The organism is Streptomyces dioscori, assembly GCF_003024195.1.
In the GTDB taxonomy this organism is placed as follows: Bacteria; Actinomycetota; Actinomycetes; order Streptomycetales; family Streptomycetaceae; genus Streptomyces; species Streptomyces dioscori.
The window spans coordinates 204,564-227,608 of the sequence record NZ_KZ679042.1; the positions used below are offsets into that span (position 1 = coordinate 204,564).

Below are 23,045 nucleotides of genomic sequence, written 5' to 3' on the forward strand. Positions count from 1 at the left end.
ATCGACGTCCTCAGGAGGTCTCCATGCCACGGAGATCGCAGCTCGTCTCAGGAAGCCTGATCGCCGGCGCCCTACTGCTGACCTCGCTCGGTCTGGGCGGTGTCGCCGCCACCGCCGGCACTCCCCCACCGCCGGGCGGCGCGACAGCGGCGTCCAGCACGCACCGAGCAGGCCACATGGGCACCATGGGCCACACCATGGCGGCGTCGACCGCCGCCTCCCCGGAAGACCCCGACGGCGACGGTTACATCCCGGCGAACCCGCCGGTGACCGGCGTCTCGCCGTCCACGAAGGAGCCGCCCCACCGCTACTTCCACGAGTTCCAGGCCAACTGCTCGGTGAGCCACACCAAGCCGGACGACCCGATCGTGTATCCGCAGCAGCCGGGCAAGTCCCACGACCACACCTTCATGGGCAACCGGTCGACGAACGCGAACAGCACGACGTCCTCGCTCGACGGGGCCACCACCACCTGCAACGCGCCCGGCGACCGGTCCGGCTACTGGATGCCGACCCTCTTCAAGGGCGACCAGCCGGTGTTGCCCGTCGGCCCGCAGGTCATCTACTACAAGGCGGGCGTCACCGACTACACCAGCGTGCGCCCCTTCCCCAAGGGCCTGCGGTTCCTCGTCGGCAGCCCTACCCAGAGCCGGGAGGAGTTCCGCGGGCACCGCGGCTTCGTCGAGGGCTGGGAGTGCGGCGACAGCTTCTTCAACGTCGACTTCCCGACCAACTGCCCCAGCCGTCCGGACGTCAAGCTCAACATCCGTTTCCAGGCGCCCAGTTGCTGGGACGGCCGGTATCTGGACACACCGGACCACAAGAGTCACATGGCCTACCCCGTGGTCAACCCCGGCACGAACAACAACATCTGCCCCACGAGCCATCCGGTCGCCCTGCCGATGGTCGAGTTCAAGATGGCCTGGCCCGTCAACGGCGATCTCTCCCAGGTGAAGCTGGCCAGCGGACCTAGCTGGTCGTTCCACTACGACTTCTTCAACGCCTGGGACGCGCCGACCCTGAACGCGCTGGTCGGCCACTGCCTCGTCGGTGGTCTGCAGTGCGACGCGCGCGGCTACGACCAGACGCACCCCGAGGCCGGAGCGGCGCTCGACGAGAACTACGAACTGCCCTGAGCGAGCCGCGCCCTGTCTCGTACCGGGCGGCCGGGCCGGACCACCCCGCCACGGTCCGGCCGCCCCCTCCACCCCCACACCGGAGACCGCATATGAGCCCCACTCCCACCCGCACGCGCCGGATCGCGGCGCCTCTCACCGCAGGGCTGCTGGCCGCCGCAGCCCTCTCCCTGCCCGCGCAGCAGGCGCACGCCGCCGGCAGCGTCGTCAGGGTGACCGGCTCCCAGGGCAACTGGCAGCTGACCGTGGACGGCAGCCCGTACCAGGTCAAGGGCCTGACCTGGGGTCCGGCCGTGGCCGACGCCGGCCGGTACATGCCGGACGTCAGATCCATGGGCGTGAACACCGTCCGCACCTGGGGCACCGACGCCTCCAGCAAGGCCCTGTTCGACTCCGCGGCGGCGAACGGCATCAAGGTCGTCGCCGGGTTCTGGCTGCAGCCCGGCGGCGGTCCGGGCAGCGGCGGCTGTGTGAACTACCTGACGGACACCGCGTACAAGAACCAGATGCTCGACGAGTTCCCCAGGTGGGTCCAGGAGTACAAGGACCATCCCGGTGTGCTGATGTGGAATGTCGGGAACGAGTCGGTGCTCGGCCTGCAGAACTGCTACAGCGGTGACGAGCTCGAACGCCAACGCAACGCCTACACCACCTTCGTCAACGACATCACCAGGAAGATCCACGGGATCGACCCGAACCACCCGGTCACCTCCACCGACGCATGGGTCGGCGCCTGGCCCTACTACAAGCGCAACGCGCCCGACCTCGACCTGTACGCGGTCAACGCCTACAACGCGGTGTGCGACATCAAGTCGGCCTGGGAGCAGGGCGGTTACACCAAGCCGTACATCGTCACCGAGAGCGGTCCTGCGGGCGAGTGGGAGGTGCCCGACGACGCCAACGGGGTCCCCCAGGAGCCCACCGACCAGGCCAAGGCTGCCGGATACACCAAGGCGTGGGGGTGCGTCACCGGCCATCGGGGGGTCGCGCTCGGCGCCACGATGTTCCACTACGGCACCGAGTACGACTTCGGCGGGATCTGGTTCAACCTGCTGCCCGCAGGACAGAAACGGCTGTCGTACTACGCGGTGAAGCGCGCGTACGGAGCCGACACCTCGCGCGACAACACTCCCCCGGTCGTCTCCAGCCTGTCCGTCGAGGGTGACGCGGGCAAGGTGCAGGCCGGGCGTGACCTGACCCTGGCGGTCGGCGCGAGCGACCCCGACGGGGACGCGATCTCGTACGAGGTCCTGGACAACAGCAAGTACGTCGACGGGGGCGGGCAGCTCACCCCGCGGCCGCACACCGATCTCGGCGGGGGCCGGCTCAGGGTCACCGCGCCCGACCGGCCCGGGGTCTGGAAGATCTATGTCAAGGCCACGGACGGCAGGGGCAACGTCGGCGTCGAGACGCGCTCGATCCGTGTGGTGCCGCCGGTGGCCGACGGCACCAACCTCGCGCTGAACAAGCCTGCGACCGCCTCCTCATACCAGACGGGCGGCGGCGACTGCCCCTGCACCGCCGCGGGCGCCGTGGACGGGAAGAACGACACGCGCTGGGCCAGTGACTGGAGCGACCCGCAGTGGCTGCGGGTCGATCTCGGCACGCGGAGCACGTTCAGGCACGTGCAGCTGGTCTGGGAGACCTCGTACGCCAGGGCGTACACGATCCAGACGTCCGACGACGGTCAGAGCTGGCGGACCGTGCGCGAGGTGACCGACGGCAACGGCGGGGTCGACGACTTCGACGTGTCGGGCACCGGCCGCTACGTGCGCGTCAACGGCACCGCGCGCGGCACCGGTTGGGGCTACTCCCTCTATGAGTTCGGCGTCTACGGCTGAGCTGCGGGGTGACCGGCGCCGTAGGTCGGTCCGCACCCCGGGAGCATCCTCGGGAGAGCGCTCTATCCGGTTCACGACGGGTGCCGTTAGGGTGCGGGCATGAGCAGACAGGCCCCGACCCTGGAGGATGTGGCGCGGGAGGCAGGCGTCTCCCGCGCCACCGTCTCCCGCGTCGTCAACGGCGTCCGCAACGTCGACCCCGCCATCCAGGAATCGGTCCGCCAGGCCATCAGCAGGACGGGTTACGCGCCCAACCAGGCGGCCAGATCACTGGTGACCCGGCGTACCGAGACCGTGGCGCTCGTGGTGTCCGGCGCGGGTGACGTCTCCGAGGAGGAGCAGAACGCCTTCGCCGCACGGGTGGTGACGGATCCGTTCTTCGGCCGGGTGGTGAGCGGGGTCGTGGGCCAGCTGCGTCCGCGCTCGATGCATCCGGTGCTCATGTTCGCCGAGACCGACGAGGCACGGCAGGACGTCGTGACGTATCTGCGGCAGGGCAGCGCGGACGGGGCCCTCGTCGTCTCGACGCACGCGGACGATCCGCTGCCCGCGCTGCTGGCCGGGGCGGGGCTGCCCGCCGTGCTGTTCGCCCGGCCCTCCCGGCCCGTCGCGCTCAGCTATGTCGACCTCGCCCACCGGGACGGCGGACGGCTGGCCGCCGAGCATCTGCTGGGTCGCGGCTGCCGACGCGTCGTCACCGTGTCCGGCCCGCTGGACGTGTCAGCGAGCCAGGAACGGCTGGCCGGGTTCCGCGACACGATGGCCCGCCATGGTCACGCGTACGTCCCGCTCGCCCAGGGCGGCTTCACCGTCGACAGCGGCATGGCGGCCATGACCGAACTGCTCGCCGAACACCCGGACGTGGACGGGGTGTTCGCCGCCAACGACCTGATGGCTCAGGGCATCTGCCAGGTGCTGCGGGAGCGGGGGCGGCGGGTGCCGCACGATGTCGCGGTCGTCGGGTTCGACGATTCGAGCGTGGCGGTCACCTGCCGGCCACCGCTGACCACCGTCCGCCAGCCGGTCGAGGACATGGCGGCGGCGATGGCCCGCCTGCTCGCCGAACACATCGGGGGCGTACGCACCGAGCCGACGTCGATCATCTTCGACCCCGAGCTGGTGGTACGGGAATCGGCGTAGGGCCGGTAGGGCTGTGGCGCCGGGCGGGGTCAGCGGCGAGGATGTTTTTCCGGCAGCCGGCCTTTGGTGGCCGGCCTGTGGCGTCGGCAGTCGGCAGTTGCGACCCGAGGAGTCCGTGATGGGTTCACACGCGGCCCCGCACCATCTGAGGCCTCCCTTCCTGCTGGTGTCCGTGACGGTCGTACTCGTGGCCGCGTTCCTGTGGCTCCCCCGCGCCGACGGCGCGCCCGCGAGGACCGACGCCTGCGGTTCGACGGCCGTACGTCTGCCCCGCGGTGACTGTGGCCCCTTCTGGCAGGTCCTCGCGGAGGACTTCAACGGCGACCTTGTACCGCTCGGTTCGTTCAGCGACTGCGATCACCACGCCGACACCTCAGGCGCCTACTTCGGAGGGCTGCGCGGCACGTTCCGCGACAACTGGTGGGCCTATCCGACCGGTTGGCCCGACACGGCCAGGAGCCGGGGCCGCGAGGTGGTGGGCGTGTACCACCCGGAGGACACCGTGAGCGTGGGTCCCGCGCCGGACGGCGACGGACGGATGTTCATCCGGATGTGGCGTCCGGCCGACGGCGGTCCCGTGCACTCCGCGGCAGTGGTGCCGCGTGCGGTCATGGACATGACCTACGGGAAGTACTCGGCACGTATCAAGGTGACGAAGGCGGCGCCCGGGTACAAGTCCGCCTGGCTGCACTACGGCGGCGGCTGCGAGATGGACCACCCCGAAGGCGAGTGGACCGGTCCGCTCTCGTCCTTCCACCACCCCTGCGGGGGCGGTGAGCAGGGCTACTTCCCGGGCAGTGACGACTGGACCGACTGGCACACGGTGTCCACGGAATGGACTCCCGGCCATGTCCGGTTCTTCGTCGACGGCCGCGAGACGGGCCACGACACCCGAGGCGTGCCGGACGGTCCGCTGTCCTGGGTGATGCAGAACGAGAGCGCCCTGGAAGGGCCCGGGGCGGCGCCCGGCAGCAGCGCGCAGATCGACATCACGTGGGTGGCGGCGTACGCGTACGGGTGGAAGTGATGTGCGGCCCGCACCTGAGCAGCGAAGCGCGCAGGATGTTACTTGCTCAGTCGAACCGCAGGATGCGTGGGGCGAAGGTGCCCTCGGGGCCGTCCGCGCGGCCGACCGACCACACGGTCTCCGTGCCCGGCACGGTCGTCGCCCGGAGCGTCCAGGATTCGCCCTCTCCGGCCACCGCAGGTTCGCCGTACCCGGTGAACGACTGGCCGTTCCAGGCGAGGAAGTCCGGCCCGGGGACGAGCGGCGGGGTACTGCCCGGCGGGCCCCACTTCTGCGAGCGGGCCACCGAGACCCAGCCCAGCGAGCCGGACGCGGTGGCCGCCAGTGACTCGACGGAGCCGAAGTCGGTGGGCACGGACACCGTGTTCCACGTCTGTCCGTCGAAGCGGACGAGCAGGGGCGGAATCGGCCGGCCCGGCGGACCGCCGACGAATCCGGCCGTGCCACCCGCCCACACCTCCGTCGGCGAGACCGCGAGCACACTGCCGACCGCCGACCGCGGGAAGCCGTCCACGACCGTCTGCTGCCATGCCTGACCGTCCCAGTGCGACACGGTCGCGCCCGGGACGCCCGCGCCCGCGGCCCAGACGTCGTCCGCCGCCAGGATGTGCAGGCCGTACACGGACCCGGGCGGCACCGGCACGTCCTGCCAGCCGCTCCCGTCCCGGCGCAGCAGTGCCTGCGCGCCGCCCCGCGAACCGATCAGCCAGGTCTCGCCCCCGCCGGCGACGGCCTTGGTCGGCACGACCCCGCTCGGCAGCCTGCTCTCGTTCCAGGCCTTGCCGTCGTACCGGAGCAGACGGGCGCCGCCCGCCGAGTCGCGGCCCACCGCCCACACCGCGTGGGGAGAGGTGCCGGCGACGGACAGCAGCTCTCCCTGCCAGCGGATCCCGGGCAGGTCCTGGCGCTGCCAGGCGGTTCCGTCCCAGCGCAGCATCAGCGGGAAGCCCGGCGCCTCACGGCCGACGGCGTCCGCGCCCACGGCCCACGCCCGGTCCGGCCCGAACGCCACGGCCTCGTTCAGTGCGGCCTGCGGGCGGACCTCCGCCGGGACCGGAACGTGCTCCCAGGACCGCGGGTCCGCGGCGGCCGACGCCATGCCTGTCATGTCTGTCATGCCGGCCACGACGGTCATGGTGACGGCGAGGACGGCGACAAGAAGTCTGTGTGCCCTGAGAAGTCTGCGGGGCACGGGAAGTCTGTGGGTCGCGGAAAATCTGTGGCGCACGGGAAGTCTGTGGGTCATGGTCAGCCTCCCAGCCGCTCGCTCATCAGGTTCGGTTTCGAGCCGTATATCTCGACGGTCCCGAAGGACAGCAGTGCTGATCCCGCCCTCGCCAGTGCCCGCGGTCCGACGTCGATCGCGTTCGTGCGCTCCGGTCCGTAGGAGAAGGTCGTGCGGCTGGCGTCCACGCGTGCGTACTTCGACCGGAACGCGCGGTCGCTGCGCACCGGCAGCCACAGCGCGCCGTCCGGACCGCGCACCATGGCCTCGGTGTAGGTGTCGCCCAGCGGCGGGTGGGAGGTGCGCCAGGCGTTCCCGTCGTCGTCCGAGGTCATCAGATAGGTGCGGGCCACCCCGTCCGTGTACTGGCTGCCGCCTATCGTGGCCCGGCCGGACGGTTCGAGCAGGATCGTGTGCACGTTGCTGTCCGGCGGCAACGGCACCCGCGCATCGCGCCACGCCGTGCCGTCCCAGCGCAGGACGGTGGTACCGGTGTCCGTGTCCGCCCAGGCCCAGGCGTCGTCGGCGGTACGGGCGGTGATCCCCATCAGGTAGCGCACGCCGTCGGGGGTGGACTGTGCTGTCCAGCCCGAACCGTCGTGGTGCAGCACCTTCAGCCCGGTGTCGTCCTCGCCGACCACCCACGCGGCGCCCGGTACCGCGGTGAAGTCCTGGTACGTCCACAGGGTCTGCGGCAGCGGTACGGCACTCCACGCTCCCGCCGACCGGCGCAGGATCTCTCCGGCACCGTCACGGTTGTGGAAGATCCACGCTTCCCTGCCGACGAACTGCACCTTGCCCAGCCAGCCAGACTCCCCGGCGCCGGGGAAGGTCGTGTCCCGGTTCCACGCCGTGCCGTCCCACCGGTACAGCATCGGCCGCAGTCCTTCGGCGGTCTGCTCGTACCCGGTGGCCCACGCCTCGCCCTGCCCCCGGGCGGCGAGATCGGTCACGGTCACCGGCGGGGCCGCCGCCGGCACCGGCAGCACCGACCAGTCCGGCGTCACCGCCACCGCCGCTGTCGGTGACGTCAGCGCGGCACACGCGAGCACAAGGCAGACAACGGCCGCACGAAGACTGTTCACGAGCCCCCCAGAGTCACAAGTGCCCCAGAACGTGAAGATCGGCCAGCTTAGGGGCGCTCCCGCACCCCTGAACAGGCGGCAACCGGCCGATCCGGCGGATCCGGCCTATCCGGCCTATCGCGGGTGGACCTGCCGGGGGAACCGCCGGAAACTGGGCTTCTCGGGCGGCGGAGCAGGGCGACGCCCGGGCAGTGCGCGAGGACGTGAAAGGATCCCCCTATGTCTACCAACGTCTTCTTCGACATCACCATTGACGGCGACGCCGCCGGCCGCATCGTCTTCAACCTGTACGACGACGTCGTCCCCAGGACGGCGCAGAACTTCCGTGAGCTCGCCACCGGCCAGCACGGCTACGGATACGAGGGCTCGGGCTTCCACCGTGTCATCCCGGAGTTCATGCTCCAGGGCGGCGACTTCACCCGCGGCGACGGCACCGGCGGCAAGAGCATCTACGGCGCCAAGTTCGACGACGAGAACTTCAAGCTCAAGCACGACAAGCCGTTCCTGCTGTCCATGGCGAACTCCGGCCCGAACAGCAACGGCTCGCAGTTCTTCGTCACCACGGTGGTCACCTCGTGGCTGGACGGCAAGCACGTGGTCTTCGGCGAAGTGGTCGAGGGCTCGGACCTGGTGAAGAAGATCGAGTCCCTGGGCTCGCGTTCCGGTTCCACCCGCGCGAAGATCGTGATCGCCGCCTCGGGCATCGTGGAGAAGTAGCGTCCGTGCCCCGGGCGGCGGGGCCGCCTGCTCGACCCGGGCTGCCCGGGTCGAGCGCCCGCCCCTCGACCCGGGGCCGCACGACCCGCGACTCACCCTGCGGCCGGAAGCTCGGCGAGTCAGCGCGGGGGCACGGTGAGAAGGGTGCGGTAGGTCGCGGTGTCCTCGGGTTCCCCGACAGGACGGCCCTCCGCCTCGACCCAGGCGTGTGCGGCGAACGGCGAGGTCCGTACGCCGGTGCACCAGGTGGGCCAGGCACCGCCGAGACGGCACAACAGCGCCGTGGCCAGGGAGCGCTGGAGGCAGTACCGCCCCGAGCACAGCGTGCTGACGGCGGTCACGTCCTGGCGGGCCCGCAACGCGCGCGCGTAGTCGGCGGGCGCGGCCCCGCGGTGTGCCACTCGCAGCACGGCCCGGATACGGCGGGGCGGCAGCCGCGCGAGCAGCCGGGCCGCGGCCACGGCGGTGTGCGCGGCGAGCCGGCGCCCGAGCGGTGGGCGGCTGCCATCGGTGTCGAGGACCTGTCTCATGGCGTGCTCACCACCAGTCCGGCGCGGGTGAGACCCTCCAGCAGAGCCGCTACATCGGCCGCCGCCCGCTCGCGGTCGACGGGCCGGGTGGCGGCGAGCCGGTCGGCGACCTGGCTGGGGGCCGCGCCGCCCAGGAGAGCCTGGACGACGGCCGCGCCGGTGCCGTTGAGCTGCCAATAACGGCCGTCACGTTCGTCGAGCAGGACCATCCCGTCCTGCGTGGGGCAGCAGACGACGTCAGTGCGCAGCTGAGTCAATGAGGGGCTCCTGGTACGGATGGCGTGGGGTGCGGAGATAGCCGGGTACGGGGTGGACGGCCACGTCGCGCAGCCACGCCTCGACGCCCAGGGCGTTTTCCAACTCGGCACCGCCGCCGGTCTGAAGGCCGGGGCTGAGCAGAGCGCGTCGCAGCCCGTCCTCCTCCGCGACGCCCGCGGCGACCAGGTGCGACGTCCCGGCCCATACGGCGAGTTGGCGCCGGTGCTCTCTGATGCCGCGGTACCACTCGATGTCACAGTGGTCCTTGGTGGTGCGCAGCAGGAGGTGTTCAGGCACCAGGCCCGCCATGGCGGCGGCCAACAGGGGCTTGTAGGACCAGGGGTGACCCGCCTCGTGGGAGCGTACGGACAGGCAGGCGTCCAGCACCGTGTCGTCGCAGAAGGGGCTGTCCGCCGGCAGTCCGTCGGCCGCGGTGTCGTCGTTGATGAGGCCGGCGATTCTTCCTGCCTCGCGCATCTGGTGGATCCAGGCGTGCCGGGAGAAGTCGGTGGCCAGCGGGACCGTCTGCTCGGCGGCGGAGCGCAGCAGTGCGGCGAACTGGTCGACGGCCCGTGTGCTCGCCCACTGCGGAAGGGTCGGCCGCGGCCCCCACGTCTCGCATGCGGGAAGGGGAACTGCGGCTTCGCGGAGCCTGCCCCTCGCCGTGTTCAGCCAGTGCGGATAGGAGCCGCCCCTCAGCAGCACGCGTGCGGTCGCGCCCAGCGGCCAGCGCCGTTGCGCTCTGAACCCGGCCGTGTGCCGTAGCGCCAGTGCGGGATCGCGGCGCAGCAGGGCATGGATGTAGGAGGCGGGGGGCACGACGGCGTGGTCGCCTCCGTGTCCCGTGAGGCGCAGTGCGGCTCCCCGGGCACGCAACGCGCGGGTGATGTGCTGCTGGATCTCCCGGTCCCGCAGTGCGGGGGAGGGCTCTTCCTGGGGGTCCCGGCGGCGCTCCGAGCCCGCGAAGCAGGGGGGAAGTGCGGCGGACGGGAAGACCAGGGATTCGACGTCGGGCAGGTGGTCGGCCGCATACCGGGCGTAGTGCTGGTCCTCGTTGCCCAGTGCTTCCCAGTGCAGGGTCGCGGTGACGAGCGATGCGCCGGCCTCGGCGGCCAGGAAGCACAGGGAGGTGGAGTCCATGCCGCCGGACAGGTCCGCGCCGAGCACCTGCCCGGGGCGCACCCGCAGGGTGACCGCGTCACACAGCGCCTTCCGCAGCGCGAGCGCCGCCTCGGCCAGCGGCAGTCCGGCCTCCGGTGCCTGCCACCACGCGACGGTTCGGCAGTTTCCCCCGGGTTCCAGGTGCAGTGCGTGACCCGGTGGGACGGTCTCCACTCCGCTCCACATCGCCGCGCCCGCCAGTGGGTGCGGCAGCGGGGAGGCAAGGCGGGCGGCGAGTTGGGCGGGGTCCGGCCCGGCGTCGGTGAGCCAGGCCAGCGTGCGCGCCCGGTCCGCGCACACCGTCACACCGTCGACCACGGCCCGGTGGACGCGACAGGCCCCGGAGGCACTCCCGCGCACATAGCCGCTCCCCTTCAGTGACGCGAGCACATGGAAACTGCCGTGCACGCCACGCAGCGCCCCCTCCACGTCCGCGACCGTGCTCACGCCCTTGAGACGAGCCTGCAGATCTGTGGTGGTCGCCGAGGACGTACCCACCACGGCCAGCAACCGCCCGCCCGCCGACGCCACCACCATCCGCTCCGGAGCCCAGTCACCCAGCAGCCACGGCCGCCCCGACGGGTGGCGCACCACCCTGCCGACTCGCGGCCTCAACCGGGTCAGCAGACCGGGTGGCAGTTCCTGATCCGGAACCACGATGAACCAGCTCCGCGAGGTACCACTCGCCATGCTCAGCACTCAGCTCCTCAGGCCTGCCGCTCGGCCCGGATCCCCCGGCGCCCCAGCCCAAGGGCCAAGGCGACGGGACGATCTCGGACTGCCCCGCGGTAGCTGCCGGTTCGGACCGGTCAGCACCAGTAGTATTTGTTGTACGCACCTTCGGCACATCCCGTGAACGAGGAACCCTGAGTGGCTTCGGCGAACTCGCCCGCCTCGGCCAGCAGCGGCGGCTCGTAGACGTCCTCGGACTCGATGTTCGCCAGCGCTTCACGCACGGCACTCACCTCCATCGGATCGGGAAGCGGAATCTCCATCTCCCCGTTTCAGTAAGGCAGGTTGCGTGCAGCCTGACCAGGGACACCCGAGCCGGTCCACCCGTGTGAGGTACCGGCGCGTGAAGCACGACACCAACCGGAACGCGCCCCGGGCGCAGCGCCGCCTTCTCAGCTCGATCATTGGCGCCGGTCCGGACGGCCCCGTGCGTCAGCGGCGGACCAGCACCGTGTGTGTGACGGCCGGCGAAGCCACCATCTCGGACACCCGGTAGCCGTCGATGCCGTCGCCCAGATTGTCGAGCAGCCGTTCCCCGCGTCCTATGAGCATCGGCGCGATCACCAGGTGGAGCTCGTCGATCAGCCCGGCGCGCAGGTACTGCTGGATGACTGCCGCGCCGCCGCCGATCCGGACGTCCTTGCCGCCCGCGGCGTCGACGGCGCGCTGGAGCACCGTCTCCAGCGGGTCGTCCGTGAAGTGGAAGGTCGTTCCGCCGGCCATCTCCAGCGCCGGGCGCGGATGGTGGGTGTGCACGAAGACGTCGTGGTGGTAGGGCGGGTTGTCGCCCCACCAGCCCTTCCAGGACTCGTCCGCCCACGGCCCGCGCTGGGGTCCGAACATGTTCCGCCCCATGATCGTGGCCCCGACGTTCCGCTCGCTGCGCGTGAGGTAGTCGGCGTCGATCCCGGTCTTCCCGGCGGCGGACTCCTCCGTCGCGGCGACGAACCAGCTGTGCAGTTCGTCGCCCCAGCCGACGCCGTCGCCGAACGGGGCGTCCAGGCGCTGGTTCGCACCGGCCACGAAACCGTCGAGGGAGATGGTCACATTGTGTACGCGGACCTTGGACACGGCTTTCACCTCTCGTGCTGATGTCGGTCTCTCACTCCTTACGTCGTACGGAGCCCGCTCGCATCGACATCCCCACGCACCTTTTCCAGGAATCCGCCCCGCCCCCCCCCGGATATGGGGCAGCCGGTCACAGCAGGCGGCGGATGTCGCCGCGGACCCGGTAGAAACCGCCCGCCGCGGGGTGCAGGGCGTCCACGACGTAGCGGGCTCCGGGCTCTCGTATCGTGCGCGGGAACTGGACGTTCCAGGAGTGGTCGTAGCCGTCCGACACCACGTGGACGCGCAGGCGGCCGGTCGTCTGCACGCACTCGACCACGATCGCTCCCGCGGGGGCCTGCGAGACACTGGCCAGTGCGGTCACGGCTGTGGCCGGTGCGTAGGTCGGCAGCGCCGCGGCGAGCTTGACGTCCCGGGCGACCGGGACCGTGCCCTGCTGGGCCGCCGCGATGGCCGCCTCGCTCGCGTCCACGCACACCAGCGAGCCGTCCGTGGTCACCAGGTAGAGCCGCTCGTCGCGGTACTGCATCGACAGCGCCGAGCCACCGCCGGTGCCCAGCTTCCACAGGCGCGTACCGTCCCGGTCGAAGCAGTACACCGACGAGGACGCGTCGCCGGCGAAGACGAACCGGCCGCCGGGCGAGGTGGCACATGAGTAGACCGCGCTGTCGCAGGCGTAGGTGGCCTCGACCGTGCCGGTCGCCTTGGACAGCCGCTGGACCACCCGGTGCGCGGTTCCCGCGAACACGGCGTCCTGCTCCTGCCAGCCGAACAGGACCCCGCCGCGGGTCGGCGTGTGCCACAACTCGCCCGTCCCGTCAGGCGCGTACGCGCTCACCCCGCTCTGGTGACCGTGGTAGACGGCCCGGTCGTCGGCGCGGACCATCCAGCCGTGCTCGCCCTGGCTGCGGCGCGCCCACTGGTGTTCGTCCTCGTGGTCGATGACGGTCAGCCGGCCCTCGCGGTCCGACACGTTCAGGACGCCCTCGTGGATGTCCAGCCAGAAGATGTCGACGTCCGCCGCCACGTCGTACGCCGCGAACGGCAGCTTCGAGGACAGGTCGTACACCCGGCCGTCGTCGCAGCCCGCGTAGATCCAGAAGTCGTCGGCGACCAGGCACTTCACACCGTCCGGCAGGCTGAAGCGGGCCAGGACGCCACCGTCGTGGTCCAGGGTGAAGACATCACCCGCCTGGTTGCCGACCCAGCAGCGGTCGTCGTCGACGTGGATGCCGAACGCCGACGACCCCGTACGGAAACGCCACAGCACCGGGGCGACGGACCGCGCCGTGGAGGGGGCCGAGGTCACCTGGCGCCGGGTCACCGCACGGGGCGCGCGCTGTCCGGCGATCGCCGGGGCGTATCCCTTGCGGACCTTCTCCCCCACCTTCTTCGCGGCTGCGGCGCGCGCCTTGTCCACCGTGGGGAACGTCGTCGTCTGGGTCTGACCGGCCGCGCCTATCCGTCCGTACCGCACCGTCACCACCAGCCCGTCCACGGCCACTTCGTAGAACTTGTGCGCAGCACCGTCCTCCTGCGACAGCTCCAGATACGTCGTCGACGCGGACCCACTGGACATGACAGACCCCTCCCCAAAACGGGCCCCGCGGTCTCTCCGGCGGGTCCCACTGCTCACACCGTAGAGGCCGGCACTGACACTCCGACGATCAGGCCGGTACATCGGCCGGGGCGCCGGCCCGTCCGTCCTCGGGACGACGGCCAGGTGTCAGCTGTCCTGCTGGTCCGGCGCGTCCGCGTCGAGCTTCGCGAGGTGGTCCTCCCAGCGTCGGCGGCGCTGGTCCGGGGACTGTTCCCACCAGGGTGTGCCCCGTTCCCCCAACGCGACCTTCGCGTGCTGCACGCGTGCCCGCGCCAGCCGCTCGGCCGACGCGTCGTCGGCGGTGGTCGCCGAGCGCACCGCACGGCGGGCCGCCATGAGATGACGTCGCAGACGGGCCGCGACGTCCTCGGGCAGGGAGGGGTCCGTGGCCCGCCATTTTCGCCCGTTGATGACGACGTGGTGTCCGTCGGGAGTTTTCTGCGGCTCGTCATGCGCGTTCACAAACGCAATTCTGTCCGTACGTCGCCCGGACCGCGCGGCAGGGCCACCGGCCGCCGCCCGTAGCCCGCCGCCCGTACCCCGCCAACCGCACCCCGTCGTCCGGCGCCGAGCGCTGTCACGGCAGGATGGGTCCATGAGCGTAGTCAAGATCAACGTGCTGACCGTCCCCGCCGAGCAGCGGGAAGTTCTGGAGAAGCGGTTCGCGTCCCGCGCGGGCACCGTCGAGAACTCCGACGGCTTCGAGTGGTTCGAGCTTCTCCGCCCGACCGAGGGCACCGACAGCTACCTCGTCTACACCCGGTGGCGTGACGAGGAATCCTTCACCGCGTGGATGGAGGGGAGCATGAAGGCGGCCCACCAGGGCGGCGGCGCGGAGGGCGGCGAGCGGCCCAGGCCCGCGGCGAGCGGTTCCACGCTGTGGTCCTTCGAGGTCGTGCAGCAGACACCGCCGCGCAGCGCGTAAGCCCGCGCAGCGCGTAACTGCGCGCAGCGCGAGCCCCCGGCCCCGTCTGCCGTCGGCCCGAGGGGTCAGCGGCATCCGCGGACGGCGGCTGCGGGCCATCGACGGCCACCGACAGCCGCCGTGCGGACGTGACGTGTCCCGAAAGGATGAACGTCATCGTGTCCGGGCGTGTCTTCGCCGTCGGACCAGCACTCTTGCAGACGACCAGGGCACTGCCGTTACGTGTGCGGACGGTGGTGCCCCTGGTGTGTGTCGGCGGCGCCGTCCGTGGCGGGCGGGGGAAGCAGGGGTGCGCAGTGGAGCGGCAACGGCCGACCTCTTTACGGGACCGGGCCCGCTACCGGTTCGACACGACGCTGGCCCGCAGCACGGGGATGCTGGTGAGCTGGCTGGTCCTGTCCTGTCTGGCGGTGGTGGTGCCCGTCAGTGCGCTGGTGGTGTGGACGGACCCCGGCTCTCCGCGTTCGCTGTCGGGCCGTCTGTCGGCGGTGTGGCGGACCAGCGCGGAGACGCTGCGGCTCGGCGCGCCGACCGGTGCACCGATGCGGATGGCGCTGTCGGTGCTGCTGGGGATCGTCGCGCTGCTGTGCGTGTCGACTCTGGTGGGAGTGATCACCACCGGCCTGGGCGAACGGCTGGCCGAGTTGCGGCGGGGCCGCTCGATGGTGCTTGAGCAGGAGCACGCGGTTGTCCTGGGGTGGTCGGAGCAGGTGTTCACGGTGGTGGGTGAACTGGTCGCGGCCCGGGGCGGCGCCCGGTGTGTGATCGCCGTTCTGGCCGACCGTGACGTCGCCGAGATGGAGGAGGCACTCACCGCGTCGCTGGGGCGCGGCTCCGCCGTCCGGCTGGTCTGCCGGAGCGGTTCACTGACCACGGTCGACAACCTGGCCCTGGTCACTCCCCGGGCCGCCAGTTCCGTGCTGGTGCTGCCCTCGGAGGCCCCGGACGCGGACAGCGAAGTCGTACGCGTTCTGCTGGCCCTGCGGGCGGTCCTCGGTGACGAGACCGGTCCGCCCGTCGTCGCTGCCGTACGCGACCGCCGTCAGCTGCCCGCCGCCCGGCTCGCCGCAGGCGGACGCGGCACGATCGTGGAGACGGACGCGACGGCGGCGAGACTGCTGGTGCAGTCGGCGCGGCGCACCGGGGTGGGTGAGGTTCTGCGCGACCTCCTCGATTTCTCCGGCGCGGAATTCCATCTCGTGGATGTACCGCCCGCCCTCCGGGAAGAGCCCGCGGGCTCACGCTTCGGGGATCTGCTGCTGTGTTTCGAGCGGTACGGCGTGGTGGGTCTGCTGGGTCCGGACGGGCGTCCGCGGCTCAGCCCTCCTCCGGACACCGTCGTCGGCACGGAAGACCGGCTCATCGTGATCGCGCACGACGGTGTGCCGCAGGCGCCGGTCGACTGCCGTGCGTACGTCGACCCGGCCGCCTTCGCGGCACCGCAGCCCGAACACACCGGGCCTGTGCGGGTGCTGCTGCTCGGCTGGAACCGCCGTGCGCCCCTGCTGGTGGAGGCACTGCGCGACAGCGTCCCACCGGGGTCGGTACTCGATGTCGTCGTCGATGAGACGCAGCCGGTTCCCGTCCAGGACCAGGCGTGTTCCCCGGGGGCCACGGCTCGGCTGACCGTCTCCTGCCGAAGCGGTGAACTGCTGCACCCGGAAAGCCTCAAGAACCTGGATCTCTTCGCGTACGACACGGTGATCGTGCTCGGGGCGGACGCCGTGGACGGGCCCGGGCACCCCGACGACAGGGTCCTGGTCACCCTGTTGATGCTGCGGGAGCTGGAACTGCGGGCGGGCAGGACCCTGCCCGTGGTCGCGGAACTGGGCGACCACCGCAACCGAGCCCTCGCGCCGCTGGGCCCGGCATCCGATGTCGTCGTCCGGGGTGAGCTGACCAGTCTGCTGATGGCCCAGATCGCTCACAACCCGCATCTGGCCGCCGTGTTCGGGGAACTGTTCGCGGCACACGGCGCGTCGGTGCATCTGCGCCCGGCCCACCACTACACGCCGCCCGGGTGCGAGGCGTCCTTCGCGACCGTCGTGGCGGCCGCCCGGGACCGGGGCGAATGTGCCGTCGGCTACCGCCGCACCGATTCGGAGGCGGGTACCGGTCCCCGTCATGAACTGCGGCTCAGCCCCGCCAAGGCCGAACGCCGGGTGTGGAACGAGGGGGACGAGGTGGTCGTCGTGGCGAACGACTCCGCCGGGCCCGGCCGGCCGCCGGGCACTCTCGACGCGGTACCCGGCATGCGCCACGACCGTGGGGACGACCCCGCGCTGTCCGGCGGATCACCCGGACGGCAGTCACCTCACGACTGCCCGGCACAGGACCGGACGCGGGGAGTGGACGGCACCACGGGGTGACATGCCCGTGCCCCGGGACAGGGTCCAGGGCTCCCGAGAACGTACGCACCGCACGTACCGCACGTACGCAGGCGTACTGCTGGGCGGGACGCGTCGGTGGCCCCCGGAACAGGTGTTCCGGGGGCCACCGACGTTCAGCTGTGAGATCAGGCGGGCGTGATGTTCTCCGCCTGCGGGCCCTTCTGGCCCTGCGTGACGTCGAAGTTCACGACCTGGCCCTCCTGCAGCTCACGGAAGCCGGAGGCGTTGATGTTCGAGTAGTGGGCGAAGACGTCCGGGCCGCCACCCTCCTGCTCGATGAAGCCGAAGCCCTTCTCGGCGTTGAACCACTTGACAGTTCCCTTGGCCATGCTGGTGCCTTCCAGTCGATATCGGACCCACACCACGTGAGCCCGGAGGTGATCGCCCTGGTCCTGCACTGCACAGCAAAATGCCCGCACCGGAGCGCGGGCAGGTACTGCGAACCACGACATCTGGGGATGACGCTACACGGCGAAACCGGCTACCACCAGAGAGCAACATGACAAGATCCCGAACCATGTACGGCTCGGAGCGTCCGCACCTGCGAGGTGGTGAGCTCCGCCTGCCGTGTGAGCGCCGTGCCCACCTACCCGGACCTGCGCAGCAGCCACTGTCCGAACGTCCGCCGTGCGGGCCGCACCACCACGCGGCCGTGGGCCTTCTGGCCGACCAGTTCCACGCGCAGAACGACCGGGGTATCGGGATTCGCGGGCGTCCGACGGTACTTGACCCTGCAGTGCACCAGTTGCAGACCGTCCATGTCGACCACGATGCCCGGCATCGTGACCAGCGTCAGGGTCTTGCCCGTCATGGCCACGTCGATCCGCAAGGTGTCGTGCGTGATCACCGCCTCGGTGAAGTCGAGGGTCACCTCGCAGAAGGTGACTGCCAGTTCCAGCCTCCGGGGCACCACCCAGCGCCCCACCCGCTCGACCGCACCGCTGAAGACCTGCTCGATCCGCACCACGTCCTTGGCCTCGACGCCGGTCCCGCCGACCGTGGCCACCGTGGGCGGCAGGTCGGCGGTGAGCGTGGCCAGTTCACCCAAGGTCCGGGCGGACAGGGCGACTTCGAGGCGCTCGTCCAGCTCGTCAGCGGTCAGCAGGCCGTCCCCGGCGGCGATACGCAGCACGTCCACCACCCGGTCCCGGTCCCGGTCCGCGTGCGAGGCACGCAGTGCGGGCGACGAACCGGGGCCGGAGTGCTCCCCCATGGGTGAAATCTCTTCCGGCATGCTTCCGTCCTGGTCCGGTCGAACGTCTCCGTGCGACGCGGTCAGCGACGCGGGAGAAAGACTAGCGCTATATCGCGACATGAATCCGAGCCGGGCTCCTCACCGCGGGACAGTGGTCGGCGCCGGTCCGCGTCATGCGCCATCCATCATGCCGAGGCGCCGTCGCGGCAACAACCGCGTCCCGCAGCCGGTTCGGCCGCCCGCCGCCCCGACCTCCGCCGCCCCGCCCTCCACGGCCGCGTGCCGCATACCGCATAGCGCTTGCCTCGTCCCGCTTGCCTCGTACTACGCGTCGCGTGGGACCCGGGTTCCCCCGCCGGGTCCCACGCGGTCTCGCGATCCGGCTACGAGCCCGGCCCGGCCGGTTTCGGCTCGATCCGGAACAACTCGCCGCCGATCTGGCCGATGAGCCCCCGGTCGTAGGGCATCAGCTCAGGGGCGATCCCGGCTTCCACCGGGCTCTTCGGCACGTCCACCGCGCCGCGCCAGCGCACCGCCCCGCTGTCCAGGTCGAGACCCACCAGGTGACCGGACGGAGCCAGGTAGTACGCCACCCGGCTGTCGAGATCCACCACGGCGGCCGAGGGCAGCTCCCGCATGGTGGGATCGCCCGACTCCTCGCGCAGCTTCAGCCCCAGCGCGTGCGACCACAGCCGCCGGCCGTCGTCGGCGGAGTACGCGATGACGTTGCCGTTCCTGCCGTTCACCAGGATGATGCCGTCCGCGACCGTGCCCATCGGCAGGCCGTCGACGCGGTGTTGCGACACCTCGCCCGAGCCGAGGTCGACGCGGGTGAGGGTGGCGGGCCCCGCGTCACCGAAGAACTTCTGTCCGCCGGCCATACCGCCCAGCAGTACGGCGTCCCCGTCGGTGCCGATGTAGGCGGTCGGGCCCTCTACGGTCGCGACCGTCTTCGGCGTGCCGGTCTCCGGGTCCAGCCGCACGACGGTGCTGCGCTGCGGGGCCTTGTCACTGTCCGGCGAGCACATCAGGTAGGGGACGCCACCGATGGCCGTCCGGTCGCAGTCGGCCTTCTTCCATGAGTACGTCCACAGCGACCGGCCCGTCCTGTCGTCGAGCGCGACGACGCTCTTGAAGGTCGGGGAGTTGGCCAGGATCCCGCCGTCGAATAGCACCGCGGACGAACGGTTGCGGCTGTCGTCGGCCAACTCGTGCTTCCACAGGACCTGTTGCCCTTCGACGTCGAGAGCGACGAGATCTGTACCGGCCCGCGAAGCCCCCGGCTCGTGATCGGCGTACGTGTACAGCACGCCGTCGCGGACACCGGGGAGCGACCCCGCCGGGGAACGGCCGCCATTGACGTCCTTGGCCTTCTGCCGCCACTCGACCTCTCCGGTACGGGCGTCCACGCCGATGCCGTCGAACTCGACCCCACGGCAGTGGACGGCGCCCGTACCCGTGGCGCAGGCGTCCCAGGACGTGCCGGGCAGCGTGGTCTGCCACAGGAGCCTGCTCTCCTTGCTGACCCGCGTGGACGGTGGCTGCGCCCCGTCGCCCGGGCCGGTGGCGAGGACCGCGCCGAAGGTGATGCCGGCGACGCCGAGGACCGCTCCGGCGGCCCGCGCGAGGTTACGTCGCCGATGGCGGCGCACGATGCGGTCGGCGACGCCGGCGGGGGCGCCGGAGTTGTCGGGGGTCCACTCGTGCAGGACGTCCCGGATCACGCGGTCGAGCTGGTCGCCGTTCATGTGTGGGCTCCCTTCGGCAGGTTGCTGCTGGGGACGATGGCCGCGGTCCGGTCCGGCGTGTCCAGCTCCGGTGCGAGACGGCGCAGCCGGGCCAGTGACCGGTGGGTGGTGCTGCGCACCGTGCCCACGGAGCAGCCCAGGGCGGCCGCCACCTCGGTCTCGGAGAGGTCCTCGAAGTAGCGCAGCACCAGCATCGTGCGTTGCCGCGGGGTCAGCCGGGCGAGCGCCTGGCCCACGGTGATCCGCAGGTCGGCGGCGGACGTGCCGTCGGCGACGCCGAAATCCGCCGGCGGTGTCGCGAACGTCGGCTCGCGATGCGGGCGGCGCAGGCGCCACCGGCTGATCTGGTGCCGGTACATCACCTTGCGTACGTAGCCCTCCGGGTCCTCGATGTGCCGCCAGCGGCTCAGCGCCTTCATCAGGGCTGTCTGCACCAGGTCCTCGGCCTCGTGCCGGTCGCCGCCGGTGAGCAGGTTCGCCAGGCGCAGCAGAGTGCTCCACCGGCTTTCGACGTAGTCCCGGAATCTTTCGTGGTCCTGCGGATCCATGGGCCCTCCCCTTCTCTGACGCACCCAAGGACGCGCGGACCCCTGAGGATCTATGCCTCCCGGCTCCGAGTTTCTTTTCGTGCGCGAAGCGTGAAGGACGTCAGGGGCGCAAGCCCAATGCTTCCTTTCCACTCGATCGGGTGATCCTACGGACAGGCATATCGTTTCTGCGTGCCCGTCGCGCCCTACCGTGCGAGTGAGGCGACCTGGACCCCGTGAGCCTGCAGCAACAGATCAGCGCGGCCTCCGCATTGCCGTGCCGCAGTGTACGGAGACCCGGACGACGCTCATGGTGAGGCCCTCATGCCGCTGCACGATTCCTGTCCTCTGCCCCCTGCAGATCTGCCTGGCGCCCATGCTCGTTGCTTTGCGCTCGGCAGGGCCACGGTGGTCGAACTCCACGGGGAGATCGACGTCTTCACCGTCGGCAAGATCACCGCGGACCTCGACAGCGCGACCGGGCAGCCCGTTCCGCACGTCATCGTCGATCTGCGGCCGGTGTCCTTCATGGACTCCAGCGGTCTGCACCTGCTGAACCGCGCCCATCGCCGTGCCCGCGCCCGCAGCGGCGGTATCCAGCTGGTCAGCGACCAGCCTCGCATCCGGCAGCTGCTGCGGCTCACCGCACTGGACCACATCCCCCTCTCGGCCACCCTCGACGACACACATGCCGTCACGGCCCGTCGGTAGACCGGGCCGTGACGGCATACGCCTCCTACTGGCAAACAAGTCCCTCTCTCGGCACCCTGGCGGCGCACGGGGCGGACGCGTCCGCATCCCCACGGGCCGAACACGTCCGCATCAGAGCCCGCCACCGGCCCGGGGAGCAGGCTTCCGGCCCTTCGGGCCTCGTGCCAGCACGTGGACGAACAGGATCGCCATGACCGCCGCGCCCGCCCACATGGCCTGCTGCCAGCCGTCGACGAAGGACTCCTGGGCGGCCCGTACCAGCGCCTGCGCGTGCGCGTCGGACCCATCGGCTGCCGTGAGCGCGTTGGTGACGCCCTCACGGGCCGGTCGCCCAGCGCGCCCAGGGGCAGGAGCAGCGCGGCCAGCGTGATGGTGTACAGGTTGATGAACCACAGGACCTCGGTCTGCGAGGCGTCGAACGCGACGGTCAACTCCGGCTGGGCGACGTTCAGTCCGGACACCGAAGCGATGACGGCCATGAGCGCGACGCAGACCGCGGCGAGAACGGCCCGTCGTTGTCGTGGGTCCTGGATGGTCGGGTCGGGAGCCTGCGCTCCCGAGGACAGGTTCGTACTCATGGGATTCCTTCTCACGCGGCTTCTTCGGCCAGGGCAGGGGGCGCGGCGACGTCGGGTGTGTGGCTCAGGGGCGTCGGGTGGCGCGTACGACGACGTCGTGGAGGGGGACTGCCCGGCTGCCGCGGCCGGTGAGCGTACGAAGGTGCTCTTCGGCGGTGGCGATCTCCCACTTCGTGCCGTCCAGGCGCGCGGTGACGGCCTCGGAGGTGGCCGACGCCTCGGCGGGAGGGTGGTGTCCGTGGCCGGTGGGGCCCGAGACGTGCAGGTGTCCCACGATGAGGAGCGTGCCACCGGGGGCGACCCATCCGGCGATGCGGTCGTAGAACTCCAGCTGGGGCATCGCCGGGTGGGCGTAGTGGGTCATGACCAGGTCGAACTGCGCGTCCGGGTGCCAGCTGCCCAGATCCGCCTCGACCCACCGCACGCTCTCGGGGGCCCCGCTCGTCGCCGCGCGCTCGGCGGCCCGGGCGAGGGCCTCGGACGAGATGTCGGCCGCGGTGACGCGCCAGCCACAGGAGGCGAGCCAGATCGCCTCCGCACCACTGCCGCACCCCGCGTCCAGGGCCGTGCCCGGTGTCAGGCCGCCGGTCTCACGCATGAGGTACGGGTTCGGCGGGTTGCCGCCCATGGACGCGGGGCGGCCGGCCGGTCCCTGTTGCCAGTGCCGCTCCCAGTACTCCTTGTCGAATTCGTGTGTCGCCACTACACCCTCCATGTTCCTGACGCCCCTCTGCGGGCGCGTTCCTCGGTTCGTGCGTCAGCACGTGCCTCACAGTGCGGAGAGGTGGGGCCATTCAGCAAACGTCTTTGCCGAATGGCAAAATGGCGGCATGGACGAAGCTATCGACCGCACGCTGGACGCCGTAGGACCGAGGCTGAAGCGTCTTCGGCTGAACAGGGGCGTCACGCTCACCGACCTCGCGGCGGAGACCGGCATCTCCACCAGCACCCTGTCCCGGCTGGAGGCGGGCCTGCGGCGCCCCACGCTGGAGCAGCTGCTTCCGCTTGCTCGCGCCTACGGGGTGACCATCGACGAGCTCGTCGACGCGCCGCCGACGGGCGATCCCCGGGTCAATCTGCGGCCCATCCCCTGCGGTGACGGCTCGGTCGTCCTGCCGCTGACCCGCAGGCCCGGCGGGATCCAGGCCTACAAGTTCGTCCTGCCGACCGGGAACGACGACGCCGAACCCGACCTGCGTACCCATGAGGGCTACGACTGGGTCTACGTCCTCAACGGAACGCTCCGCCTCGTCCTCGGGGAGCACGACCTGATCCTCCGGGCCGGGGAGGCCGCGGAATTCGACACGCGCACCCCGCACTGGTTCGGGGCCACCGGCGCCGGCCCCGTCGAATTCCTGAGTCTCATCGGAAGACAGGGCGAACGCGCACACGTCCGGGCCGCACCGAAGCAGGTCCCGGCCGAGTGAACCGAGTGAGCCGAAGCCAGGACA

24 protein-coding genes and 1 pseudogene are annotated in these 23,045 nt (G+C 71.1%); 9 read left to right on the forward strand and 16 right to left on the reverse strand.

The window, feature by feature from the left end:
* Window positions 1-23: 23 nt before the first annotated feature.
* The 4 genes from C6Y14_RS14820 (at window position 24) to C6Y14_RS14835 (ending at window position 5,144) form a co-directional block, all read left to right on the forward strand.
* The gene (locus tag C6Y14_RS14820; protein WP_107017121.1) at window positions 24-1,136 is read left to right on the forward strand and encodes a DUF1996 domain-containing protein; all 1,113 of its coding nucleotides are present in this window, start codon (window positions 24-26) and stop codon (window positions 1,134-1,136) included.
* A 92-nt stretch (window positions 1,137-1,228) separates the two neighbouring features.
* Window positions 1,229-2,977 (forward strand): discoidin domain-containing protein, encoded by a 1,749-nt coding sequence (locus C6Y14_RS14825; protein ID WP_107017122.1) that lies wholly within the window; start codon window positions 1,229-1,231, stop codon window positions 2,975-2,977.
* 99 nt (window positions 2,978-3,076) lie between these two features.
* Window positions 3,077-4,117, forward strand: coding sequence for a LacI family DNA-binding transcriptional regulator (locus C6Y14_RS14830; RefSeq protein WP_107017123.1), 1,041 nt, complete (start codon window positions 3,077-3,079; stop codon window positions 4,115-4,117).
* Window positions 4,118-4,235: 118 nt separating this feature from the next.
* The gene (locus C6Y14_RS14835; protein ID WP_107017124.1) at window positions 4,236-5,144 is read left to right on the forward strand and encodes a glycoside hydrolase family 16 protein; all 909 of its coding nucleotides are present in this window, start codon (window positions 4,236-4,238) and stop codon (window positions 5,142-5,144) included.
* Between the two features lie 46 nt (window positions 5,145-5,190).
* On the opposite strand, the gene C6Y14_RS14840 is transcribed toward C6Y14_RS14835, so the two are convergent.
* The gene (locus C6Y14_RS14840) at window positions 5,191-6,279 is read right to left on the reverse strand and encodes a hypothetical protein (protein WP_107017125.1); all 1,089 of its coding nucleotides are present in this window, start codon (window positions 6,277-6,279) and stop codon (window positions 5,191-5,193) included.
* 113 nt (window positions 6,280-6,392) lie between these two features.
* Entirely contained in the window at window positions 6,393-7,454 is a 1,062-nt protein-coding gene (locus C6Y14_RS14845) for a hypothetical protein (RefSeq protein WP_107017126.1), read from the reverse strand.
* 219 nt (window positions 7,455-7,673) lie between these two features.
* Here C6Y14_RS14845 and C6Y14_RS14850 point away from each other — a divergent pair, with 219 nt between their 5' ends.
* Window positions 7,674-8,171 (forward strand): peptidylprolyl isomerase, encoded by a 498-nt coding sequence (locus C6Y14_RS14850; RefSeq protein ID WP_107017127.1) that lies wholly within the window; start codon window positions 7,674-7,676, stop codon window positions 8,169-8,171.
* A gap of 119 nt (window positions 8,172-8,290) precedes the next feature.
* Here C6Y14_RS14850 and C6Y14_RS14855 read toward each other — a convergent pair whose 3' ends face one another.
* The 7 genes from C6Y14_RS14855 to C6Y14_RS14885 all read right to left on the reverse strand — a co-directional run bounded on the left by C6Y14_RS14855 (window position 8,291) and on the right by C6Y14_RS14885 (window position 13,982).
* Window positions 8,291-8,701, reverse strand: a complete 411-nt coding sequence (locus tag C6Y14_RS14855; protein ID WP_107017128.1) for a lasso peptide biosynthesis B2 protein — start codon at window positions 8,699-8,701, stop codon at window positions 8,291-8,293.
* On the reverse strand, window positions 8,698-8,958 hold the full coding sequence (locus tag C6Y14_RS14860; RefSeq protein ID WP_225891086.1) for a lasso peptide biosynthesis PqqD family chaperone: 261 nt from the start codon (window positions 8,956-8,958) through the stop codon (window positions 8,698-8,700). The genes C6Y14_RS14855 and C6Y14_RS14860 overlap by 4 nt, the downstream gene beginning before the upstream one ends.
* Window positions 8,939-10,810: an asparagine synthase-related protein gene (locus C6Y14_RS14865; protein WP_159074252.1), complete on the reverse strand. Its 1,872-nt coding sequence runs from the start codon at window positions 10,808-10,810 to the stop codon at window positions 8,939-8,941. The genes C6Y14_RS14860 and C6Y14_RS14865 overlap by 20 nt, the downstream gene beginning before the upstream one ends.
* 119 nt (window positions 10,811-10,929) lie before the next feature.
* Window positions 10,930-11,076, reverse strand: a complete 147-nt coding sequence (locus C6Y14_RS14870) for a lasso RiPP family leader peptide-containing protein (protein WP_159074253.1) — start codon at window positions 11,074-11,076, stop codon at window positions 10,930-10,932.
* A gap of 208 nt (window positions 11,077-11,284) precedes the next feature.
* A complete protein-coding gene (locus tag C6Y14_RS14875; protein WP_107017132.1) occupies window positions 11,285-11,923 on the reverse strand; it encodes a dihydrofolate reductase family protein in 639 nt (212 codons plus the stop codon).
* A 127-nt stretch (window positions 11,924-12,050) separates the two neighbouring features.
* The gene (locus C6Y14_RS14880) at window positions 12,051-13,499 is read right to left on the reverse strand and encodes a WGR domain-containing protein (protein WP_107017133.1); all 1,449 of its coding nucleotides are present in this window, start codon (window positions 13,497-13,499) and stop codon (window positions 12,051-12,053) included.
* A 147-nt stretch (window positions 13,500-13,646) separates the two neighbouring features.
* Window positions 13,647-13,982 carry a hypothetical protein gene (locus tag C6Y14_RS14885; RefSeq protein WP_107017134.1) on the reverse strand — a complete coding sequence of 112 codons (336 nt, stop codon included), beginning with the start codon at window positions 13,980-13,982 and terminating at the stop codon, window positions 13,647-13,649.
* Between the two features lie 133 nt (window positions 13,983-14,115).
* On the opposite strand from C6Y14_RS14885, the gene C6Y14_RS14890 reads away from it, so the two are divergent.
* Window positions 14,116-14,445 carry an antibiotic biosynthesis monooxygenase family protein gene (locus tag C6Y14_RS14890; RefSeq protein WP_107017135.1) on the forward strand — a complete coding sequence of 110 codons (330 nt, stop codon included), beginning with the start codon at window positions 14,116-14,118 and terminating at the stop codon, window positions 14,443-14,445.
* A 296-nt stretch (window positions 14,446-14,741) separates the two neighbouring features.
* On the forward strand, window positions 14,742-16,814 hold the full coding sequence (locus tag C6Y14_RS14895) for a CASTOR/POLLUX-related putative ion channel (protein ID WP_318658055.1): 2,073 nt from the start codon (window positions 14,742-14,744) through the stop codon (window positions 16,812-16,814).
* Window positions 16,815-16,960: 146 nt separating this feature from the next.
* Here the strand turns inward: C6Y14_RS14895 and C6Y14_RS14900 are convergent, their stop codons facing one another.
* The 4 genes from C6Y14_RS14900 to C6Y14_RS14915 form a co-directional block, all read right to left on the reverse strand.
* On the reverse strand, window positions 16,961-17,164 hold the full coding sequence (locus C6Y14_RS14900; RefSeq protein WP_107014587.1) for a cold-shock protein: 204 nt from the start codon (window positions 17,162-17,164) through the stop codon (window positions 16,961-16,963).
* Between the two features lie 257 nt (window positions 17,165-17,421).
* Window positions 17,422-18,069 carry a DUF1707 SHOCT-like domain-containing protein gene (locus C6Y14_RS14905; RefSeq protein WP_107017136.1) on the reverse strand — a complete coding sequence of 216 codons (648 nt, stop codon included), beginning with the start codon at window positions 18,067-18,069 and terminating at the stop codon, window positions 17,422-17,424.
* Window positions 18,070-18,413: 344 nt separating this feature from the next.
* Window positions 18,414-19,778 (reverse strand): outer membrane protein assembly factor BamB family protein, encoded by a 1,365-nt coding sequence (locus tag C6Y14_RS14910; RefSeq protein ID WP_107017137.1) that lies wholly within the window; start codon window positions 19,776-19,778, stop codon window positions 18,414-18,416.
* Window positions 19,775-20,326 carry a SigE family RNA polymerase sigma factor gene (locus C6Y14_RS14915; RefSeq protein ID WP_107017138.1) on the reverse strand — a complete coding sequence of 184 codons (552 nt, stop codon included), beginning with the start codon at window positions 20,324-20,326 and terminating at the stop codon, window positions 19,775-19,777. The genes C6Y14_RS14910 and C6Y14_RS14915 overlap by 4 nt, the downstream gene beginning before the upstream one ends.
* Before the next feature lie 387 nt (window positions 20,327-20,713).
* Here C6Y14_RS14915 and C6Y14_RS14920 point away from each other — a divergent pair, with 387 nt between their 5' ends.
* Window positions 20,714-21,016: an STAS domain-containing protein gene (locus C6Y14_RS14920; protein WP_263973075.1), complete on the forward strand. Its 303-nt coding sequence runs from the start codon at window positions 20,714-20,716 to the stop codon at window positions 21,014-21,016.
* Between the two features lie 111 nt (window positions 21,017-21,127).
* Here the strand turns inward: C6Y14_RS14920 and C6Y14_RS14925 are convergent, their stop codons facing one another.
* From C6Y14_RS14925 to C6Y14_RS14935, 3 genes and pseudogenes are all read right to left on the reverse strand, one after another.
* Window positions 21,128-21,409 carry a hypothetical protein gene (locus C6Y14_RS14925; RefSeq protein ID WP_199854740.1) on the reverse strand — a complete coding sequence of 94 codons (282 nt, stop codon included), beginning with the start codon at window positions 21,407-21,409 and terminating at the stop codon, window positions 21,128-21,130.
* A pseudogene (locus tag C6Y14_RS45020) lies at window positions 21,340-21,594 on the reverse strand (MFS transporter); the annotation flags it as partial. The gene C6Y14_RS14925 and the pseudogene C6Y14_RS45020, both read right to left, overlap by 70 nt.
* A 64-nt stretch (window positions 21,595-21,658) precedes the next feature.
* Entirely contained in the window at window positions 21,659-22,297 is a 639-nt protein-coding gene (locus C6Y14_RS14935; protein WP_225891087.1) for a class I SAM-dependent methyltransferase, read from the reverse strand.
* A 127-nt stretch (window positions 22,298-22,424) separates the two neighbouring features.
* On the opposite strand from C6Y14_RS14935, the gene C6Y14_RS14940 reads away from it, so the two are divergent.
* Window positions 22,425-23,021, forward strand: a complete 597-nt coding sequence (locus C6Y14_RS14940; RefSeq protein WP_107017141.1) for a helix-turn-helix domain-containing protein — start codon at window positions 22,425-22,427, stop codon at window positions 23,019-23,021.
* Window positions 23,022-23,045: the final 24 nt, after the last annotated feature.

Excerpts from the sequence above, each read along its gene's own strand:
- C6Y14_RS14820 (WP_107017121.1), top strand. The coding sequence starts at position 24 with ATGCCACGGAGATCGCAGCTCGTCTCAGGAAGCCTGATCGCCGGCGCC.
- C6Y14_RS14940 (WP_107017141.1), top strand. The coding sequence starts at position 22,425 with ATGGACGAAGCTATCGACCGCACGCTGGACGCCGTAGGACCGAGGCTG.
- C6Y14_RS14835 (WP_107017124.1), top strand. The coding sequence starts at position 4,236 with ATGGGTTCACACGCGGCCCCGCACCATCTGAGGCCTCCCTTCCTGCTG.
- C6Y14_RS14910 (WP_107017137.1), bottom strand. The coding sequence starts at position 19,778 with ATGAACGGCGACCAGCTCGACCGCGTGATCCGGGACGTCCTGCACGAG.
- C6Y14_RS14855 (WP_107017128.1), bottom strand. The coding sequence starts at position 8,701 with ATGAGACAGGTCCTCGACACCGATGGCAGCCGCCCACCGCTCGGGCGC.
- C6Y14_RS14900 (WP_107014587.1), bottom strand. The coding sequence starts at position 17,164 with ATGGCCAAGGGAACTGTCAAGTGGTTCAACGCCGAGAAGGGCTTCGGC.
- C6Y14_RS14890 (WP_107017135.1), top strand. The coding sequence starts at position 14,116 with ATGAGCGTAGTCAAGATCAACGTGCTGACCGTCCCCGCCGAGCAGCGG.
- C6Y14_RS14825 (WP_107017122.1), top strand. The coding sequence starts at position 1,229 with ATGAGCCCCACTCCCACCCGCACGCGCCGGATCGCGGCGCCTCTCACC.
- C6Y14_RS14840 (WP_107017125.1), bottom strand. The coding sequence starts at position 6,279 with ATGACCGTCGTGGCCGGCATGACAGACATGACAGGCATGGCGTCGGCC.
- C6Y14_RS14830 (WP_107017123.1), top strand. The coding sequence starts at position 3,077 with ATGAGCAGACAGGCCCCGACCCTGGAGGATGTGGCGCGGGAGGCAGGC.
- C6Y14_RS14850 (WP_107017127.1), top strand. The coding sequence starts at position 7,674 with ATGTCTACCAACGTCTTCTTCGACATCACCATTGACGGCGACGCCGCC.
- C6Y14_RS14865 (WP_159074252.1), bottom strand. The coding sequence starts at position 10,810 with ATGGCGAGTGGTACCTCGCGGAGCTGGTTCATCGTGGTTCCGGATCAG.
- C6Y14_RS14915 (WP_107017138.1), bottom strand. The coding sequence starts at position 20,326 with ATGGATCCGCAGGACCACGAAAGATTCCGGGACTACGTCGAAAGCCGG.
- C6Y14_RS14905 (WP_107017136.1), bottom strand. The coding sequence starts at position 18,069 with ATGCCGGAAGAGATTTCACCCATGGGGGAGCACTCCGGCCCCGGTTCG.
- C6Y14_RS14880 (WP_107017133.1), bottom strand. The coding sequence starts at position 13,499 with ATGTCCAGTGGGTCCGCGTCGACGACGTATCTGGAGCTGTCGCAGGAG.